General features: G+C 63.2%; 14 protein-coding genes, 1 tRNA gene and 2 pseudogenes. 10 read left to right on the forward strand and 7 right to left on the reverse strand.

What is annotated here, in order from left to right; genetic code table 11:
• The 3 genes from PJB24_RS12655 to PJB24_RS12665 form a co-directional block, all read right to left on the reverse strand.
• Positions 1 to 3,431 (reverse strand): AAA domain-containing protein (locus PJB24_RS12655; RefSeq protein ID WP_273846398.1); only part of this gene is annotated, 3,431 nt, incomplete at its 3' end.
• On the reverse strand, positions 3,415 to 5,559 hold the full coding sequence (locus PJB24_RS12660; protein ID WP_273846399.1) for a hypothetical protein: 2,145 nt from the start codon (positions 5,557 to 5,559) through the stop codon (positions 3,415 to 3,417). The genes PJB24_RS12655 and PJB24_RS12660, both read right to left, overlap by 17 nt.
• Before the next feature lie 127 nt (positions 5,560 to 5,686).
• A complete protein-coding gene (locus tag PJB24_RS12665; protein WP_273846400.1) occupies positions 5,687 to 6,766 on the reverse strand; it encodes a hypothetical protein in 1,080 nt (359 codons plus the stop codon).
• A 457-nt stretch (positions 6,767 to 7,223) separates the two neighbouring features.
• Between PJB24_RS12665 and PJB24_RS12670 the strand changes: the two genes are divergently transcribed.
• The 4 genes and pseudogenes from PJB24_RS12670 to PJB24_RS12685 form a co-directional block, all read left to right on the forward strand.
• On the forward strand, positions 7,224 to 7,625 hold the full coding sequence (locus tag PJB24_RS12670) for a hypothetical protein (RefSeq protein WP_273846401.1): 402 nt from the start codon (positions 7,224 to 7,226) through the stop codon (positions 7,623 to 7,625).
• Between the two features lie 29 nt (positions 7,626 to 7,654).
• Positions 7,655 to 8,518: an alpha/beta fold hydrolase gene (locus PJB24_RS12675; protein ID WP_273846402.1), complete on the forward strand. Its 864-nt coding sequence runs from the start codon at positions 7,655 to 7,657 to the stop codon at positions 8,516 to 8,518.
• Between the two features lie 123 nt (positions 8,519 to 8,641).
• Positions 8,642 to 9,476, forward strand: a pseudogene (locus PJB24_RS12680) (IS5 family transposase).
• Positions 9,477 to 9,580: 104 nt separating this feature from the next.
• Positions 9,581 to 10,009: pseudogene (locus PJB24_RS12685) on the forward strand (transposase); the annotation flags it as partial.
• 32 nt (positions 10,010 to 10,041) lie between these two features.
• Here the strand turns inward: PJB24_RS12685 and PJB24_RS12690 are convergent.
• Positions 10,042 to 11,210 (reverse strand): IS3 family transposase gene (locus PJB24_RS12690; protein WP_273846403.1). Its coding sequence is split into 2 segments (ribosomal slippage): positions 10,042 to 10,961 and positions 10,961 to 11,210, totalling 1,170 coding nucleotides; the frame shifts between segments, so codons are not numbered across the junction.
• Between the two features lie 1,685 nt (positions 11,211 to 12,895).
• Between PJB24_RS12690 and PJB24_RS12700 the strand changes: the two genes are divergently transcribed.
• From PJB24_RS12700 to PJB24_RS12715, 4 genes are read left to right on the forward strand one after another with little or no spacing between them, the layout of a single operon-like run.
• Positions 12,896 to 13,096, forward strand: a complete 201-nt coding sequence (locus tag PJB24_RS12700) for a helix-turn-helix domain-containing protein (RefSeq protein ID WP_273846405.1) — start codon at positions 12,896 to 12,898, stop codon at positions 13,094 to 13,096.
• Between the two features lie 31 nt (positions 13,097 to 13,127).
• Positions 13,128 to 13,307, forward strand: coding sequence for a hypothetical protein (locus PJB24_RS12705; protein WP_273846406.1), 180 nt, complete (start codon positions 13,128 to 13,130; stop codon positions 13,305 to 13,307).
• A complete protein-coding gene (locus tag PJB24_RS12710) occupies positions 13,304 to 16,003 on the forward strand; it encodes a CHC2 zinc finger domain-containing protein (RefSeq protein WP_273846407.1) in 2,700 nt (899 codons plus the stop codon). Before PJB24_RS12705 ends, PJB24_RS12710 begins: the two co-directional genes overlap by 4 nt.
• Before the next feature lie 41 nt (positions 16,004 to 16,044).
• Entirely contained in the window at positions 16,045 to 16,929 is an 885-nt protein-coding gene (locus PJB24_RS12715) for a hypothetical protein (protein ID WP_273846408.1), read from the forward strand.
• Positions 16,930 to 16,958: 29 nt separating this feature from the next.
• On the opposite strand, the gene PJB24_RS12720 is transcribed toward PJB24_RS12715, so the two are convergent.
• Positions 16,959 to 17,186: a DUF4926 domain-containing protein gene (locus PJB24_RS12720; RefSeq protein ID WP_273846409.1), complete on the reverse strand. Its 228-nt coding sequence runs from the start codon at positions 17,184 to 17,186 to the stop codon at positions 16,959 to 16,961.
• 14 nt (positions 17,187 to 17,200) lie between these two features.
• On the reverse strand, positions 17,201 to 17,587 hold the full coding sequence (locus PJB24_RS12725) for a DUF6883 domain-containing protein (RefSeq protein WP_273846411.1): 387 nt from the start codon (positions 17,585 to 17,587) through the stop codon (positions 17,201 to 17,203).
• Between the two features lie 99 nt (positions 17,588 to 17,686).
• Between PJB24_RS12725 and PJB24_RS12730 the strand changes: the two genes are divergently transcribed.
• Together PJB24_RS12730 and PJB24_RS12735 are read left to right on the forward strand one after the other, a co-directional pair.
• Positions 17,687 to 17,890: a helix-turn-helix domain-containing protein gene (locus tag PJB24_RS12730; RefSeq protein ID WP_273846413.1), complete on the forward strand. Its 204-nt coding sequence runs from the start codon at positions 17,687 to 17,689 to the stop codon at positions 17,888 to 17,890.
• Positions 17,891 to 17,895: 5 nt separating this feature from the next.
• Positions 17,896 to 19,044 (forward strand): site-specific integrase, encoded by a 1,149-nt coding sequence (locus PJB24_RS12735; RefSeq protein ID WP_273846416.1) that lies wholly within the window; start codon positions 17,896 to 17,898, stop codon positions 19,042 to 19,044.
• Between the two features lie 100 nt (positions 19,045 to 19,144).
• Here the strand turns inward: PJB24_RS12735 and PJB24_RS12740 are convergent.
• Positions 19,145 to 19,229 (reverse strand) — tRNA-Leu (locus tag PJB24_RS12740).
• Between the last annotated feature and the right edge of the window lie 25 nt (positions 19,230 to 19,254).

The raw sequence follows: 19,254 nt of genomic DNA on the forward strand, positions 1-19,254 counted from the left end.
AGGCGAAGACCGATCCGACCATCGACTCGAGGCCGAGCGGGGGGGGCGGCCTGCCGGATGGGGGGCAGTTGCCTGGGGTCGCCGGCCAGGACGACGCTTCCGCCCTTCGCCAGCGAGCAGAGGGCGAGGATGGAGAGGGCCACGTCCATCTGCGAGGCCTCGTCGATGAGGATGAGGTCGAAGAGCTCCTCGCGGGCCTCGCCGGAGTGAGCCCGGAGCAGGTGGTAGACCTGCCCCGGGGTCGTACCCACCACCGTGACCCCCACGCGGTTCCCCAGCCTCTCCAGCAGCTCCTCGACGCGCTCCGAGGGCCGAGAGCGGTCCAGCGCCGCGTCTATCCCGGCGGGGACGTCGGCGTCCGGAAGCCGGGTGTGGCTCCGCACCCGGTAGAGCCGGAAGGCGTTCTCGGGGAGGAGTTTCCCGAGTCCCTCGTGGACGCCGAGGAGCACGACGTCCATGGCGTTGTAGTTCTGCGCGCAGACGAGGATCCTGATGGGCTTTCTCTGCTGGTGAGCCTCCAGGGCGGCGCCCAGGATCACGGCGCGCGCCGTGCGGCTCTTGCCGGTCCCCGGCGGACCCCAGATGAGGGAGAGGCGGCGGGTGAGAGCCTCCTTCCACGCCCTCCACTGGGTCGGGTTGAGGCCGAGGCCGTTCTCTTCGAGCGCCCGGCGAACGGGTTTCAGCTCCCTCCCGAGGCGGCTCTCGTGCATCCCCTTCGCCCCCCAGAGAAAGTCCGCCGGAGGGGTGGGGGCGGTGGGGCGGGAGCCGCGAGCGGTGATCTGACCGAGGGCCCGCCGGACGATGGGGTCGTCGCGCGCGGCGGGCGGGTTGCCGATTGCCTGCAGGGCGGCGAGCAGCTTGCCGGTGAAGTAGTCGGTGTAGACCCTGTCGAGGACCACCTTCGAGTCGAAGCTGGCTATCCCGGCCGCCTCGAGGTCTTCAAGGCTCGGGTAGCCGGAGAGGGTGCGGGGGTCCAGCGCGACGAGACAACGGTCCCGGTCGATGGCCGCGACGGTGACCCGCGTGATCTCTCCCATGCGCCGCTGGTATTCCGAGGCGTAGTTGTCTTCGAGGGAGGTCCCTGCGGTCACGCTCTTCAGGCTGCGATCCAGGAAGTCCGGCCAGCCCTCGGGGGCCAGAGCCAGCTCGAAGTCCCCCTCCTTGAACTTCACCTCCCGGCTGCCCGGCGCGAGCCGGTAGACCCTGCGTCCGGGGCGGGGTTTGAGCCCGAGGGTCTCGAGCGCCCGTGCCGCTGCATCCCCGGAGAGGCGTTCGGGAAGGCGGGCGCACTCGAACTTCGCCTCCCGGGCGTGCGGGGGCAGGGCGTGCAGCTGCTGCACCTCCAGCTGCTGCATGCCGGCGTCGAGCCGGGCGAAGGCGTACCAGAGCTGGCCGTCGAGGCTGAGGCGGGGCTTGCGCTCCGGCGGCCTTACCGCCTGTATGCGCGGTGCGGCCTGGTTGGGGAGGCGGGGGCGCAGGTCGCTCTCCAGACGGCGGACGACGGCCTCGAGCGCGGTGAGCCGCTGCGCGACCGTGCGGCGCAGGGTTTCGAGCTGCTCCGTCCAGTGGCGCGGGCTCGTGGAGCGCGACCAGATCTCGTGTGCCCGCTCGGAGGGGATCTGATCGCTCAGGGCGTCCTCGAAGAGCGGGTGGACGTTGAAGCTCCTGAGGCCCTCCGGGAGGTTCTCCGGGTGGTAGCAGCGGGCCGTCTCGAGCAGGCTGTAGTAGTGCGGGACGGGGACGGCGAGAACGGAGCGGACGACGTCCCGCACCGTGGTGATCGGCGACTGACGGGTCGAGAGCCGGGGGTTCTGCAAGAGCTCTTCCGGCGGGAAGAGCCAGGCCAGCCGCCAGAGGCTCTCCTGGTCGAGGATCTCACCCAGATGCCGCCCCACCACCCGGCAGAGGTGCTCGAACTGGAGCGTATCCCAGAGGTAGAACTGCACCGTGGAGCGGCCATCCAGCTCGTGGGCCTCCTCGAGGATGACCGAGATCCTGTCCAGGAACGCCAGAAGCTCCCGCCGCTCGGCGTCGAGATCCCTCAGGTCCACGACGAACGACTCGGCCTCCCACCTCTTGTGCCTGCGGGGGGTGCTGTTGCCCGAGCCGAACGGGCGAGGCTCCATCCAGAAGGCCTTGATGCCGAAGGCGAGGGTGATGGCGCTTCCCACGTCGAAGTCCGCCGAGAGAAAGACCCGCAGATCGGCCCACCTCGGCATCACCGCCGAGGTGCCGCTGTCCTTCGGGATCACCGCCCGGCCGGTCTTGAGCGCCGCAGCCCGTCCCGGGACCACCGTGCGGGTCGCCTTGAGCACGTGGTGCGCGTCGAAGATGGGATCTTCCGGCCGGCGCCCGGCGAGAACCTCCACGTCTTCCACGCCCCTCTCCTGCAGCGCGGCGCTCGCCCCCCGGGAGATGAAGGCGACCCGGCTGAGATGCCCCCTCCTCCCGGCCTCGGGCATGCAGTGGTCGGGGTGGTCGGTCCTCTCTCCTCCGCTCTTCCACGGGTACCCGAGGTAATCGCAGCCCTTGCAGCGGTTGTCCACGTGCCAGGGCAGCTCCCTCCACGACGACACCGAGAGAACCTCCGGCAGCTCCTCCCGGAAGAAGTGCCGGAGGCGGCAGGCGAAGATTTCGAAGGGAACCGGCTCCAGGTCCTGCTCCAGCGCCTCGCGCAACCGATCTTCGGCCGGATCCTCGCCCGCTCTGGTCAGGTGCCGGTGGGTCGTGATGAGCTCGGATGCCTCGTGGGAACCGGGCCACACGGCGCCGTCGGGGACGGCCACGAAGCGGTGATCCAGGCCCCCGTCCACGAGCCATCCGGCGAGCATCATCGTGTAGTAGGCCACCTCGGCGAAGTAGCCGGGCGAGGGCTCCGCGGTGAGCTTGATGTCTACGACGCGCAGCTGAAGACGCGGGTCCTCCGCTTCGAGGGGGCGCGTCTCGCCGGAGGGGTCCACGCACCGGGAGAAGTGCCCCGGCGGGAGCACCTCGATGATGTCCGGCCGCACCCCGGCGTACTCCAGGCCGTACTCCTCGCGCAGATGCGCGATGCCCAGCGCCTCCTCGAAGGCCGGCCCCACCCCGTACCCGGCCTCGACCAGAAACTGTCCCGGGCGGGCGCCGGAGAGGGCCTCTTCCAGCGGCACGTTCCGGTAACGCAACCGCCCCGGGGAGGTCGTATAGTCCTCGCCCACCACGGACTCCTCACCGAAGGTCTCGACCAGGTCGTGCAGCTTCTCGGCCTGCCACTCTTCGCCGAGCCGGGCGATCTGCTCGAGCCCGGGCCGGGGCCGCTGGCGGGGCGGCATGCCCTGCTCTTCCCTCTCGGTGCGGAACCTCTGGGTATCCGGCGAGAGGTTCAGGCGCAGCTGGCGCCTGCACCTGGTCCGGAAGTACAGGGAGAGCGCCCTCTTAGAGAACAGGGGCACCCGGAGCCTCCTTCGCGACGTCGATCAGCGCGGGCACCCGCTCCAGCGCCGCTTCGAGCGGCATACCGCGCCCGTCCGCCGGGGCCGGGAAGCACCCGAGCGCGGCGGCCACCAGGCAGGCCCGCAAGAGGTTGCACCGGTCGGCCTCGCGGAACCCCTCCACCTCGGAGAGCCTCTTCGTCCAGTAGAGGCAGTGCGCGCGGGCGCGCCCCAGCTGTGCCCCGGAGAGACGCAGGGACTCTGTCGGAGGGTCGCCTTCTCCCTCGACGGCCACGAAGACCGCATCCCACCTGATCGTCCCCTCGTGATTGTGGGGGCCGCGGTCCCCGTTCCCGAGCAGCGGGAAGACCTGCACGGGACGCAGCCGCGCGCAGGCCATGGCACGGGCGAGGGCGCACCAGGCTCCGGCGGTGCGGTGCTGGTAGGTGAAGACGAACCTCCCTGCGGGCTTCAGCACGCGGGAGACCTCGCAGAAGCACCGCGCGAGCGCGCGCCGGTATCCCTCGACCGCCGCGCGGTTCCGCCCCCTGGCGGCCAGGTTCCGCTCGAAACCCGAGACGCCTTCGCCATCCGCCGGGGCGAGCGAGAGAAGCTGCATCCAGGGCAGGAAAAAGTCCGAGAGCTCCGAGTAGGCCACGTTGTCCAGGTAGGGTGGGTCGGTGAGCACGAGGTCGACGCTTCTGTCCTCGATGAAGCCGAGGTTGCGGGAGTCGGTGTGCACGATCCTCGCCGGAGAGGAGGCGGTGCCGTCGCGGACCGGGCGGAACCCGCCCTCGAGCAGGGGCTCCCTGGGGTGGCGGGCAGACTCGATGGCCCGCTGCACCTGTCGTACGGCGTTCGGGAAGGTCCCACGGCCTGTACCGTCGAGCCACGGGTTGATCTCCACGGGCCGCGTTATGTGCCGGAAGGCGCGAACGGAGAACAGCGGTGCCAGGCGCCGCCACCCGAACGCGTAGTGGGCCATCATGCAGTTGGCCGTCAGGTGGTCGCTCAGGGCCAGGGCGAGAGCCTCACGCTTAGGCCCCCGCAGCCCGTCGATGGCCTCGGCCAAAAGCGAGAGGTGCAGGAGCTGGCGGGCGTTGAAGAGCTCCGCGTACCTCTCGTAGCCGTAGGCAGGCAGGCGGCCGTCCGCCCGCCCCTCGCGCGGGATGCGCCGCCCGGGCACCCACCGGAGGGAGCCGTTGTCCCCCGTGCGCTCCATCAGGGCGCTCTCCGCCGCCTCGAAGATGCGGACGTCCTCCTGCGTGGCGCTCCGGAAACGCCGCCCGGAGAGCGGCACGGGCTTTCCAGGTTCGGGTTCGATATCCAGGAACTCCAGAGCGAACAGCCGCCACCGCGGGGGGCCGCCGGTGCGTGAGGCGACGTCGATGAGGCGTTCGCGGTGCCCGCAGGACGGGCACGTAAGGCACCCGCGCCGTACCGGGCCGGTCTCTACGGAGGTGGCGATGCCGCATCCGCCACAGCGCAGCACTCTCTCCCCGCGGGACAGCTCGTGTACACCGTGGCAGCCTGGACAGAAAACCCACTGCGTGCAGCCTTCGGCCTCGTACGCGAGCCGGTGGTGAGGGTGGGCCTCTATCTCCTCCCCGCAAGAGGCGCAGGCGACGACCTGCACCCAGAAGTAGTGGAGTACGGTCTTCTCGCCCTCCGGCGTGCGGGTGCGGTAGTAGGGGGCGAGCCTGCCTCCGACCTCTCGCTTCAGGCTTTCCAGCGCCTCCCCCAGGTCGGGGGCCTCTGCGGCCCGCGTCTCGAAGCGCGTGATCGCGCAGGCCACCGCGTCGACGTCGACCCCGACCACCTCTGCACCCAACCGCCGGGCTTCCAGGACGGAGGTGCCGCCGCCAACGAATGGGTCGAGCACGACCCCGCCCCGCCAGAGGTCCGCACCCTCGTAGTACGCACCCCAGAAATCCCCGTCCTCAGGCAGCGCCGCAGCCACGAGCAGGGCGCGGAAGGCCGATCCGAACCGGCGGGCGAACCAGCGATGGGCCCCGTAGACCGGCCGGGGACGCCGGCCCTCGCGCGCGGCGATCTGCGCCAGATCCTCCACCGGCAGCGTCCCCGCGTCCAGCATCGACGGGCCGTGTAAGATCCGCCCGTTGCGCCGTTCGGGCTCAGCGTCTGCCATCGATGGAGACCTTTTTATCCTTCCGTACGCCCCTTCTGACCGGCCTCGGTTCCTCCCCACCCAGTCTCATGTGTCGTTTATGATAGCGAAAGTCCCGGCGTGGTTTTTTGATACTTGGGTTGCATCGCTACCATACTGCGTCCCAGACCAGATCGTCGTCGCGGATGCAGGAATACCCCTGCTTCTCGAGCAGCGAGACGACCTGTTTTTCGTTCTCGTGTGCGATCACCGGATACGAAGTATCCAGGATAGTTTCTACTAAGAAGCCGTATCTCTCGATGATTTCGTGGCCCAACCACCTGCTCATCATGTCCGGAGCCCATTCCGGCCAGTAAGAGTCCGCGTATGCGGAGATCTCATCGGGGTCGAACGCGTCGTCCGGCTTTGGAGGATCGACCTCGATCCCTTCGGCGTCTTCAAGATCGTTCTCGGACATGATATTGTCTATCTTCGATTCTATCCGCTCATCCACGGTTTCTTCGTAGCGTTCAGCGCTCACCATGCTCCTGAGTTCGCCCCAGGTGCGGGCCTCACCGAGAGCCCTGCGGAAGGTCGCGATGTCTCTGGCGTAGTTCTTCTCGAGAAACACCAGACCGTCGTTTATGCTCCCGTAGACCAGTTGGGTTCGGGGCTCCTCCTCGGGAGTTTCCCTGGCTTCCTGGATCGCCCTGCTCGCCCGCTCGACGCTCTCCACCGAAGCCCCGATCTCTTCCAGGTTTTTCATGATGACGATCTTGTAACGATCCGAGAGAGCTCTTATGAGCTTCCGAAGGGCCCTCTGGGACATCGGAGCGAGCCTTGGAGTGGGTGCACCACCCTCCTTTCTCAGCATCACCCCTTCTATCCCGAGTTCGACTGCCTCACGCCAGAAGGTTCGACTGGCCTGTGGGGACTGCCATAACTCTTCCTGCGTGGGGAAAGTATCCGGCTCGTCCCAACCGCGCCCGTCCGGATCGGAGACTGCGCGTTGCTCATCCGTATAGAATGGGGCGAGCACCTCCCTGTACGGCTCCAGCACCTTGCGGGCCTCGGCGGGTTTGAGCCTGCCTCCTTCGACCTCTCCAGCGGCGGCGAGCATCATCACGTCTGCCTCATGCAGGAACAGAAAGTAGAAGCCATACCCGCGGTAATCTGTCCCGTCTACGCAGAAGATTATCTCCCTCGCATCTGGCGGAGTTTCGCCCCACTCATTTCTGGTACCGTTCACCGGTTCTCCTCTCTACGTCTTTCTCTGGGCCGCTTTTCCCCACCCCACGTGGAGCCTTACCCCTCTTGCTGGCTCGTTCCGTGAAGCCTGCAGCGATATTATCGGCTCAGGGCCGCCGGAGCTTGAGCCAGAGCCGATCTTTACCAAAGCCCCGGGGATCGCCACCCGGTGTAGATGCACGGTGTACGATGTTCTCCGCCCGTTCCTCACCGGGGCACAGTGGGAAGAGGGAAAAGCATGCGCCGGAACCCGGCTCAAACGCCTCGACCCCTCTTACAGACGGTTGAGGTGCATGTTACGATAAATTACAGACAAAGATTGTGAGCTGTGTAGCGGGTAAACCCATACCGCTGCACGAAGACTCACACGCGGGTGCTGTACACAGTGCAGGTTGAGGGTTGCCCGCCGGTGCAAAGCCACCCGCCCATTGAAGACAATTTATAAGAAAGGAGGGGTGATGGCTACAGATACGGCGTCGGTTGAGCGTTGGGTAGAGCAGTTTCGACAGGTCACGGACGAGGATCCAGAGATCCAAGCGCATGGCAGGCACTATACATGCTCATTCCTTCTCGATATGAAAGAGAGCAGGTATCTGGTGAAGATGCATGCTGGTAAGGTAGAGGAGATCCTGGTCAATCCGGGGCCGCTTGATGAGCGATACCAGTTCGCGCTCAGGGCCAGCGCAGACACCTGGCGCAAGTTCGGAGAAGAGATACCCGAGCCAATGTACCATGGTATCTGGTCGGCATCTTTCCAGAGGGATCTCAAGCTCGAGGGGGACATCCTGGTGTTGATGCAGAACCTTCGCTGCTTTACTCGGCAGTTTGAATTGCTCAGGAAGACTGGCGTACCGGTGTAGGGTACTCTCTCGGGAAAGGAGGAGAGAAAATGGCTCGGTTCTCACCCGTTACCGGACGTTACGTGACCATTGACGTCATGGGTGATGAGTGCAAGGTCTTCTTCCTGGAGAATGGGGAGGGACAGCCGCTCGTCTGCCAGCACACTGCCGGTTGCCACAACCACCAGTGGCGTTATCTTCTCGAGGACGAGGAGATCACGAAAGACTACCGGGTGATCGCCTACGATCTCGCCAGGCACGGCAAGTCCGATCCACCGAAGAACAGGGAATGGTGGAAGGAGGAGTACCGGCTTACCGCTGACTATTACACGGCCTTCATAGTTGCCTTCTGTAATGCGTTGGAGCTTGAGTCGCCTATCTTCATAGGCTCCTCCTTCGGGGGAAACGTCGCGCTGCAGCTCGCCTACCGACACCCCGACCGGTTCAAGGCGGTGATCCCAGTAGAGGCCGCGGACTACTCTCCAGGGTTCTTTCTCGACTGGTGGCAGCACCCACACGCCAACGCCGCCCAGGTCTGCGCCAGCGGTGTGTGGGACCTGATGGCCCCGCAGTCTCCTGAGGAGGATCGCTGGGCCACTTGGTTCTATTACACGCAGGGTTCGGAGGCTTTCCGGGGCGACCTCTACTTCTACTCGGTGGACCACGACCTCCGGGGGAAGCTGGACCAGATAGACGGTGAGAGGTGTCCAGTTATCATGTTGACTGGCAACTACGATTATCTCACTACTCCTGAGGACGGTAAGCGCACCGCTGGACAGATAAAAGGCGCCGAGTTCATCGAGATGAAGGACATCGGCCACTTCCCGATGAGCGAGAACTACCCGCGTTTCAAGGAATATCTCCAGCAGGCGCTCCGTAAGATCGAGGAGCGAACCGGCACTTCAGACGGATAGGTATTGTGAAATACTACTTAGAGCTTGCGCGGATAGGAAGGCAGCAGCTGCACTTGAAAAGCGGGCACAAGACGCTCGATCATCCGGGGAGGTCTCGAAGCTTCCCAACGAAGGAGTCTGCCCGTGCCCGCCATCCCACCATACCTCATCGAGCCTATCTGGCAACAGTTCTCTGCCCTGCTGCCCGAAAGGGAGGTTCATCACCCACTGGGATGCCATCGTCGACGCATACCAGACAGAGTAGTTTTCGAGAAGCTGGTGCAGGTTTTAGTGTATGGATGCGCCTACCGCAGGATCGCCGACGAGTCCTGCTCGGCCACCACCCTAAGAGACCGCCGCGACGAGTGGATCGACCTTGGAATCATCGAAGAGCTGCGCGAAATAGTCCTCGAAGCCTACGACCGATACATAGGCCTTGAGCTTTCTGAGGTGGCCGTAGACGGTTGCATAACCAAAGCCCCTTGCGGAGGGGAAAAGGCGGGTAGAAGTCCGGTGGACCGGGGCGAAGGAGGCATCAAGCGCTCAATGGCGGTCGAGGCGGAGGGTATCCCCCTGGGAAGCATCACCGCTCCTGCCAACAACCACGACTCGCCACTGTTGATCCCCACCCTCCAACGCGCTTTCGAGTCGGTAGGAACTTGGCCCCAGGAAGCGCGCGTGCACCTCGATCGTGGCTACGACTCCACCCTCACCCGAGAGCGCCTTTTGGGAGATCTCTTGCGCAAGAGATCTCCCAAAAGGGCAAATCTTCACCGCTTGGAGCGAGTAGACGCTGGGTGGTGGAGAGGACGGGCTCATGGCATAACGCCCATAAAAAGCTTGTGTGGTGCACGGAAAGGAGAGGGAGGGTGGTGGACTTCTGGGTGGCCTTCTCCGAGGTAATCATCATCGTAGGAGGCTCATCAGGAAGGGATGGAGACGCTACCGTTGGGAAGGACGACCCACCCGATGCCCATGATATGACCTATCCGTGCAAGCTCTTAGTACTAGTTTGCGGTGCGAAAAGAGCCGGTCCTGTAGGATTCCTATGCGCAAAAAGCCCACAGGACCGGGGCAATCACCATGATAGTCGACCGATACGATCCCATAAACCTCTTCGAGGAGTTGGTGCCCAAACTGGAGTTGGAATTCGAACCGGAGCTGGCCCGGCTCGATCGGCTGCTCGATGACGACGAACTCTTCGCGCTCGTCAAGGCGGATCTTCTCAAACGTTACCCCAACTCGGCAAAGCTGGGGCGGCACTCCACTCCCGCGGAGGTGATCCTGAGGATGTTGGTGGTCAAAAGGCTCTACGGATGGAGCTACGAGCAAACCGAGCATTTCGTCTCCGATTCAATCGTCTTGAGGCAGTTCTGTCGGTTGTACCTCGAGCCCACCCCGGACGATACGACGCTCATCCGTTGGGCGAACACGATCGGGCCGAAAACGCTTGAGAGGCTCAACGACCGCGCCGTCGAGTTGGCCCGTTCTCTGAAGGTCACAAAAGGCCGTGGGATTCCCCCGCTAGAGCGGACACGTTGACCTTACGCGACCCTAGCTTCTTCTATTCTATCCTCCTCGAAGTCCGCAGGGCTCATGTAGCCTAACGACGAGTGCAGACGGCGGGTGTTGTAGAACGTCTCCAGGTAGTCGAAGATCGCCGTCTTCGCCGACTGCCTGGTTGGAAACTCCAGGTTGCTCACCAGCTCCGCCTTCAACGTCGAAACGAAGCTCTCGGCCATGGCGTTGTCCAGGGCGCTCCCGGTCCTTCCCATAGACGGGGTGATGCCCACCTCCCTGAGCCTCTCCGAGAAGGAGAGCGCGGTGTACTGCACTCCCTGGTCCGAATGATGAACCAGCCCGGGAGCAGGCTTGCGCCTCCACACCGCCATTTGGAGGGCATCCACCACGAGCTTGGTCCTCAAGTGGCTCTCCATCGCCCAGCCCACGATCCTTCTCGAATAGACGTCGAGGATGAAGGCGAGGTAGAGGAAACCTTCTCCGCTAGCGACGTATGTGATGTCCGCCACCCAGACCCTGTCCATCTGGGTAGCCGCGAAGTTTCTCTTCACAAGATCCTCGGCAGGAGCGGCACTCTTGCTCCGGCGAGTTGTTCCTCTTTGTCTGCCACGCATACAGCCCTGTAGTCCGGCCTCTCTCATGAGCCGCGCCACTCTCTTTCTCGAACAGCGCCTCCCGAGCGACTTCAACTCGGCATGGACCCTCGGAGAACCGTAGGTCTCTCTGCTTCTGCGGTGGATCTCGCTGATCTTCTCGATGAGGATGGCGTCCTGGCGGCTCCTCCTGGATGGTGGCCTGCCCCTCCAGGCGTAGTAGCCACTGCGAGAGACTTCGAGCATCCGGCACAACAGCGCGACGGGTAGATGAGCCCTCTCCGCGTCGATGAACCTGAAGAGGTTCACCGAATCCCGTCCTCCCTGGCGAAGAAGGCTGCTGCTTTTCGCAAAACTTCCTTTTCCTGCTTGAGGATGCGGTTCTCCCGACGAAGCCTGCTCAGTTCCTCGCGCTCTTCAGTGCTCAGCCCTTCGCGCTCACCTGCGTCGATCTCGTGCTGCTTGATCCATCTTCTTAGCGACTCGGTAGCCACTCCGAGATCTTTAGCAAGCCCTGAGATTGACTTGCCCGAGGAGCGATAGAGGCGGACAGCCTCCCGCTTGAACTCTGGTGGGTAGTGTGGTGTTGGTCCCGGCACTGTGTGGACCCCCTTTCTGGGAACTCAATAGTCCCCACTTTAGAGTGTCCGTCTTACCGGGGGAAGCCCAGCCGCAAGCTGAGGGTGGATTCCATGGTGGTAGAGACGAATATCCATCATCCTACCGACAGCGCCCTTCTTAGCAACGGGGTTCGGGTCATCAGCCGACTCTTGAGACGAGCGAAGAAGGTTTTGCCGACCGAGGTTGCCGGCCGGTTGGGCAAGGAGGCCTTTCGTACCCGCAACCGGAGCGTGAGGCGCACGGCTCAAAGGCTGCACAGGATCGCCCGGCGCAAAGGTGAGGACGCCGAAAAGGAACTCAAAGAGGCTTACCGGAAGCTGATCGGCATAACCCGCTCGATACCGCCCGTGCCCTCGAAGAAGCCCTCGGTTGAGGGGTGCAGTAAACGGCCCCGGCGAGAAAGCCGGGGTATCCTCTTTGTGGCTCAGATTTTCGCCGTTTTTGCAGAGATTTCGTCTGGTGCCGGAGGTGGGACTCGAACCCACACGACCTTGCGGCCACCGGATTTTGAGTCCTCACCTTCTTGTTCTGATGCATCCTGCCGTGTTGGGAAATCCGGCTTATACAAAGGGAATTCGGCCGTCAAGCCGGCGTCACTGTCCTACCGTGTACGGCCCTGTTCTGGCTCTACTGCTGCCACTACTGCTGCCACCTCAAAGGGGCGTATTGGGCGTAAAGGGGACAGGATAGAATAGTAACGATGTACCACAGAACACAATAGAGAGGAGGCGCGGCGCGGGCCACTCCGCCGAAGAGCCCGCGCCACAGTCAGCATGGAGAGTTTAGCAGAGCCGGCCTGGACTGGAGGGTGTACAGGAGGAGCCCCGGCTTGCACTGATCTACTGCAAGATCCCGTCGGCGTGTTGAGTGATCCTAAGCGGTGGCCCAACCATCTTTGCTATGAGGCGTTCCTGCGGGAGAGTACGGTGCGGTGGGCACACCAGGCATACGATCGGTGGGTAAGAGTGACAGGCAGAGAACTAACCGCCGCCGACGAGATAAGCATAAAGCGGTGGCTCGGGAGTTGGCCCCTGCCTGTAGGCTTGAGGCATCCGCAAGCGCCAGAGCCTTCGGGCATGTTACACCTTGAAGGCCATCAGGAGGCACTCTGGGCACTGCGAATCCACAAGAAGGGCTCAACATACCTCGGCAGTGTAGTAGATATCTTCGGCCTGGCGGCGTACCGTTCGAGTGAGGATGAACCCATCTCCCCCGGAAGTACAGCGTACGCCCTGTGGGGAGAAGACACATCCCTGCTTGATCTGGTCTACGCGGCCGAACGCTGGTGGTCTCGGGGCTTTGTGCAAGATCTCCATTTCGTCCGGGGGCGTCCCAGAGGTACGGGAACGTGGGCGTCCGCCCAAGCGTTTGAGAGCGACTTACGAACAGCTGTGAAAAGCCTGAATACGAAACAGGAAATGATAACCCAAGAGAAAGTTGCCGGCCTGCTGCATTGTGACGTTGCAACGCTGAAGCGATGGCTCAAACGCTGCGGCATTAATTGGCGAGACATTAAAACGTTCTAGTCCGCTCTTTCTTGCGCTTCATACCCTTGTGTGACGCTTGTGTATCACTTTTTTGCGCTGTTTCTGCTCTCGAATGTGTTCATAGAGCGCTCTAGAGTCGAGTGCATGTAGATGTAAAAGAGCTCATGGAGGCCGGCATGAACACGAGAGAAAAGCAGCGCGACTGGCTCACGGTCAAAGAAGTCGCGGAGGAGCTCCACATCCCGCGCACTCGCGCTTACGAGCTAATCTCACGCGGCGAGCTTCCAGCGGTCCGGATCGGCGAGCGCTCCATCCGGGTCAACCGGCGCGAGCTCGAAGAGTTCTTGCTCTCCGAGCGGCGCTACATCAACAGATAAAGCCCCGCCGGGGCCGGAGGGGCTGAAGCTGATGCAAGTGTACAGCAACTTTCGCGAATCCGAAGTACTGGTTGAGCTTCGCGATTTTCTGGCCTGGAATCTCGAACTCGAGCCCGGGCCGGAGGAGCTCGCGGAGGCGCTCGGCGCGGACGTGTTCGCCGTTGAAGCTGCGCTCGAAGCGCTCGTGCTCGATGGGGAGCTGCTCGCATGAGCATCTTCGAGCAGCTGCGCGAGCAGATATCGCTTCAGGAGCTCGCGGGACGCTTTACTGAGCTCAAACCTTCGGGAGGCAAGCTCAAGGGGCGTTGTCCGTTTGCGGATCACAGGGACGAAGAGCCAAGCTTCTACGTCTACCCGGACAACAGGTTCCATTGCTTCGGCTGCAGACGGCACGGCGATGTCGTCGATTTTTGGGCCGGCATGCAGGGCCTGGAGCTTGGCATCGAGGCTGCGCGGGCTCTGACACGGGAGTACGGCATCGAGCTGCCAGAGAATCAGGACCCTGAAGCGGCGAGGAAAGCCCAGAAGCGCCGCAGCGCGGAGGAGCGCTACCTGGAGCAGGCGGAGACATGCCACAGGGCTCTCAAGAGGCACCGGCACGTGAAGGAGTGGTGGGAAGGCCGCGGCTTTGGTGAAGCGCTGCAGAAGCACTTCCTGCTTGGCACCAACAGAGATGGCACCGAGGCGGTGATCCCGTTCTGGAACCAGGGAAGGGCGCAGGGGATCATCCGCCGCAAGCTCGAAGGAGAGCCGAAGTACATCCTCCCGCGGACGGAGGACCTCGCCTGTGGCCACCGGCCGCTGTTCATCCCCGGCCCTGCCCACGGCGACGTGTTCCTCGTCGAAGGATACGTGGATGCTCTGGCTCTGACCGCACTCGGACAGAGCGCCGTGGCAGTCGGAGGTACCGGAATGAGCCGGGAGCAGCGCGAGGACCTGCTGCACCTTCCAGGATCTCTCTACATCCTGCCCGATGCCGACGCCGAGGGAGAAAGAGCAGCCCGCGTGTGGCTGCGTGCGCTCTACCCCAAAGCGCTCCTCTGCCCCGCGTCCTACGGCGAGGGATGTAAGGACGCCGCGGATCTCTACCAGGCGAGACGAGAGGAAGCGCGGGAGGTCCTGGAGGGCCTCAAGGCCAATGCGGTAGATGCTCTCGCTCTGGAGCTCTCCGAAGCCCGCGCAGGCAGGAACAGCCTCGATGCCTACAGAAGGTGCAAAGAGAAGATCCTGCCGCTCCTTGTAGAGCTCGGAGATCCCGGTGAGCGGGATGCCGCGCTGCATGACGTTGCGGCCAGGCTCAAGCTCTCCATAAAGCCTCTGCGGCACGCTCTTGACGGGCTGCGTGCGGAGCGTTCCGCAAGCCTCAAGGCCGAAGCCGAACCGGGCGGCGATGACGCCGGAGTGCCGACGCCGGGAAGCAAGCGCTACGAACGCGCCATGGAACTCCTGCATGATCCTCACCTGCTTGATCGCGCCGCGCAGGACATGGAGCAGCTCGGCCACGTCGGAGAGCCGGTAGCAAAACGACTCGCGTTCGTCTGCGCAGTCTCTGCCAGAAGCGGCAACCCCATCCAGCCCTCCACACACGCTCAGAGCTCGGCCGGTAAGAACTTCCTCTGGGATACCGTCCTCTCGCTCCTGCCGCCCGAGATGGTAATAAGACGCAGCGGGCTCTCGGCCAAAGCACTCTTCCGCACCCAGGCTTCGCTCGAGGGCGCGGTTCTCTACATCCAGGAAGTATCCGGCTCAGAGGACGCCGAGTACACGATCCGCGTCATGCAGTCAGACGGCAGGCTCGAGTACGAAGCCACCGAGAAGATGCCCGACGGCTCGATGAAAAACGTCGTGCACCAGACCGAGGGGCCCACGGTGGTGGTGCAGACCACGACCAGAAGCCACCTCCACCCGGAGAACGAAACCAGGGTGTTCCCGATCTACCTGGACGAATCCGAGCACCAGACCGCGCGCATCGTAGAGAGCATCCTCCAGGAAGCCGCCGGCGGCGGTGTAGGAGGTGAGACGCGAGAGAGCATCGTAAGCCGCTGGCACGACGCCATAAGGCTCCTCGAACCCGCTTCGGTGGTGATCCCCTACGCCGACAGGATAGAGATACCCAGCTCCCCGCTGCGCATCCGACGCGACGCCCGTCGGCTCATAGACGTCGTCAGAGTCATAGCCTGGCTCCACCAGCACCAGAGAGACCGCAACCCCGAAGGCCACATCATCGCAACCGAAGAAGACTTCCACGAAGCCCTCCGGCTCGTCAGCGAATCGCTCAGGAGAGCCTGGCAGACCCTCACGCCGGCAGAAGAAGCCGTCCTCAGGACCATCCGCGAGCTGCCCGAGCAACTGCGCACGAAGGGCTTCAGACGCCGCGATCTAGACGTCAAAGGACTGTCGGACAGGAGCGTGAAGCTGGCGTTGAAATCACTTACCGACACCGGCTACCTCGACTGCGACGGCCGGGCAGGGCCGCAGGGCTACACCTACACCCTCGCAAGAGACGCCGAAAAAATTTCTTTGGGTATATCTCTCTGCCCGTTGCCCGATAGCAGAGAATCCAGCTTATCTAAGCCGAATACTACCGGGCAAGAGGCATTTGCCCAATATTGCCCGATACCCGATAAAGAGCAGACAGCAGGCGTTAACGGGCAATCGGGCAAAAGCGGGCAAAACGGCCATTGCCCGATAAAAGATCCCGATTTGCAGGAAAAACGTACTATCGGGCAATCGGGCAACCCGGTAACCGAAGAAAAAATTTTCTGGGACGAGGAGCTTGCCTGCAAAGCGCATGCCCGGACGCAATGCGAGGAGTGTTGGCGGCGGGTGCACAAGCTCAAACACGAAGGCATGGCCAAGGATTGGGCGATCGCGGAGGTGATGAAGACGGGAGATGAGCTATTTTGAGCGCCAGGCGAAATCAGGTGCAACGAAACGGAGGAGGGCCCGTGACCCAAGCTGGGAAGGAGGTGGCTCGCTGGAACGCCACCCGACACGGCATCCGTTCTCCTGCCCCGGTGGTGCCCGGTATGGAGAAGATGGAAGACTGGGAAGAGCACCTTGAGGGCATACTCGAAGACCTCGCCCCAACCGGACATCTGGAGACGGTGCTGGCCGAGAGGGTGGCACTGCTCTCCTGGAGGCTTCATCGCGTAACCCGCTACGAGACAGAGACCATCGCCCTCTCCCAGGAGAGAATAGAGGATGATCTGGCGGACAGGCGCCGCTTTTTGAGGGTGAATCTCACCGAAGGCATACACCCTGAAGATGTACGCACCATGGCGAAGTACGCCGCCGCCAGGCACAGGCTCTTCAAGCGGTTGCCGAAGCTCGAAGACGAGCGTGTGCTACCAGCCGAAGATGCGGAAGCGATCCTGTGGGATGCTCTCAGCCGGACGGATGTAGTAGATCGGGGAGAGGCGACCGAAGAGGAGATCCTCTCGCGTCTTTCCATCCCCGGTGTCCCTGAAGGTGTCGAGTGGGAAGAGTTCGAGGGCTGGACGGCCGGCATGGTCCGGGCCGGTCTTGAGGCCATCGCAAGGGCCACAGGCGAAGATCCCGAAGCGCTCCTTGAGGTAGCCACGGAAGAGGCCCGAAGGGAGGCGCTCAGCGCGAAGTACCAGGCGGAGCAGGTGGAGCGGGACCTCGAACGGATGAGCCGGGAGCGGCTCCTGCCGGACGATACTACACTGCAGAAGATAACCCGCTACGAAGCGCATCTCTGCCGGCTTCTCTACAAGACCCTGCACGAACTCGAAGCGCTTCAGGCCAGAAGATCGGGCCAGGCTGCGCCGCTTGCGCGGCTGGACATAGACGGATTGCCAGAGGGCTAAACTGCCGAACGAACTTCCGGGAAGACGCTCTAGGAGCGTTCGGGTACGACGGAGAGGATCCTTCTCAGGTCCGGCGAGTAGGTCACGAGAGCCTTGCTCTGCCCCTCATCGTCCGCGTACTCCACCAGCACGGCGGGGCGGGGATGCTCGAAGATCTCCACCACCACCCCCCTATCGCCGGCAGAGACGCCTATCTCGGGGATGCCCTGCGGGGCCCGTATCTCATCAAGCTCTCTGTACGCCGTAACGTTCGACATACCAGGATTTTAACCTACAGCTCCTCCCTCCGCTCCTCTCTCCGCCACTGCGTGGTCCTCACGTAGAGGGTGACCAGACGTGGAAAGTCCTCCCCCACCCTGTAGATCCACTTCGTCCTCACCGGAGCCTCCCTGCCCGAAGGACCGGATACGACCATATCAACATCGTACGTCACACCCCACTCGTCCCGATGGCTGAAGACCGCCGGCCAGACCGCCAGCCCCTCCCTGATCGCCTCGCGCAGCTCCTCCCAGTTGCCCGCCCCCTCACTGTAACCCAAAACGCCAAACGGCCTCCTCTTGTCCCGATCCCTCAGAGCGTAGCGGATCTTACCCTCGGGCACGCACGCCCGCTCGAAGTTGCGCAAAGCATCCGGATGTGGCTCTCCTCTCTCACCCATAGCCCACGCAGCATAGAGAAAAGAAAAAGAGAAAACATCCCCGATCTACTCCCTCTAGTGTATTGACTAGACAATACGAAAGCAATAAAATATCCAAGTATGGAGGTAGACCACACGAAGTTGAGGCGGCTACGGCAGGAGAGGGCTCTCTCCATCCGGGAGCTGGGCGAGAAGGCCGGGGTATCTACGGAGACGATCTACAGCCTCGAACACGGACGCAGGGAGTGGGCGTGGCCCCGCACGGTGCGCAGGCTGGCACAGGCGCTCGAAGTGGAGCCGAAAGAGTTGATGAAGGGGGAGTAGCGAAGGTGGCGAGGAAGAAGGAGCAGGGCAACGGGACTGGCACGGTCTACCCTCGAAAGAACAAGGCCGGGAAGGTCATCGGGTATCGGGGTAGTTACTTCACTGCGGATGGCAGACGCCGCTACGTGTCCGCCAAGACCAAGACTGAGGCGCGGCGTGCTTTGAGGCAGGCTATGGCGGACGCGGATCGGGGCCTTATCTTCGACGCAGAGGGCCTCAAGGTGGGTGAGTACCTGAACCGCTGGCTTGCCGACTCCGTGAACGGCACCGTGAGGGCGACGACCTTCGAGCGCTACGAGCAGATCACGCGCGTCCATCTCAAACCCACGCTCGGGCAGGTAAAACTCAAGGCCCTTACGCCGGCGCACGTGCGCGGTCTCTACAAGGAGAAGCTAAAGACCCTGAGCCCCCGCACCGTGCAGTACATCCACGTTACGCTCCACAAGGCGCTCTCGCAAGCCGTCATGGACGGGCTTATCCCGCGCAACGCCACGGAGGCCGTCAAGCCCCCGCAGGTGCGCCGGGAGGAGATACGGCCCCTAACTCCCGACCAGGTCAGGGCGCTGCTCGACGCCGCGAGCGGAGACCGCCTGGAGGCCCTCTACGTCCTCGCCGTTCACACGGGACTGAGGCAAGGCGAGCTCCTCGCACTCCGGTGGGATGACGTGGATCTCGAAAGCGGCACGCTCCAGGTCCGCCGGACGCTTTCGATGACGAAGGATGGCCCGGCCTTCACGGCTCCGAAGACCGCCGGATCCCGCCGGAGCGTGAAGCTCACTAACGCGGCTGCCGAGGCTCTACGGGGCCACCTCAAACGCCAGCTCGCCGAGATGGATAAAGCCGGCTCACTGTGGAGAGCCGGAGAGTACGACGGCCTCATCTTCGCCTCAGAGACCGGCATGCCCCTCGACAGGAGGGACCTCACCACACGCCGGTTCAAACCGCTCTTGAGGCGTGCCGGGCTTCCACAGATACGGTTCCACGACCTCCGCCACACCTGCGCCACGCTACTGCTGAGCAGAAACGTCAACCCCAAAATAGTCTCGGAGATGCTCGGACACGCCACCATTGCTATCACCCTCGATACATACTCCCACGTGCTGCCGAACATGCGAGACACGGCCGCGAAAGCGCTGGAAGAGGCCCTCTCGTGATTCTACTGCTGCCCTACTGCTGCCAAAGCTGTCGGCGCACGCGCCGGCAGCTTTCTCCCTCGCGCCGAATTTTCCCCCTATTTGCAGGTATTTTCTCTTGTGCCGGAGGTGGGACTCGAACCCACACGGCCTCTAGGGCCACCGGATTTTGAGTCCGGCGCGTCTACCGGTTCCGCCACTCCGGCTCTCGGGCGGAGCAAGTATAGCATG

This window comes from Rubrobacter calidifluminis, from assembly GCF_028617075.1.
GTDB classification, from domain to species: domain Bacteria; phylum Actinomycetota; class Rubrobacteria; order Rubrobacterales; family Rubrobacteraceae; genus Rubrobacter_E; species Rubrobacter_E calidifluminis.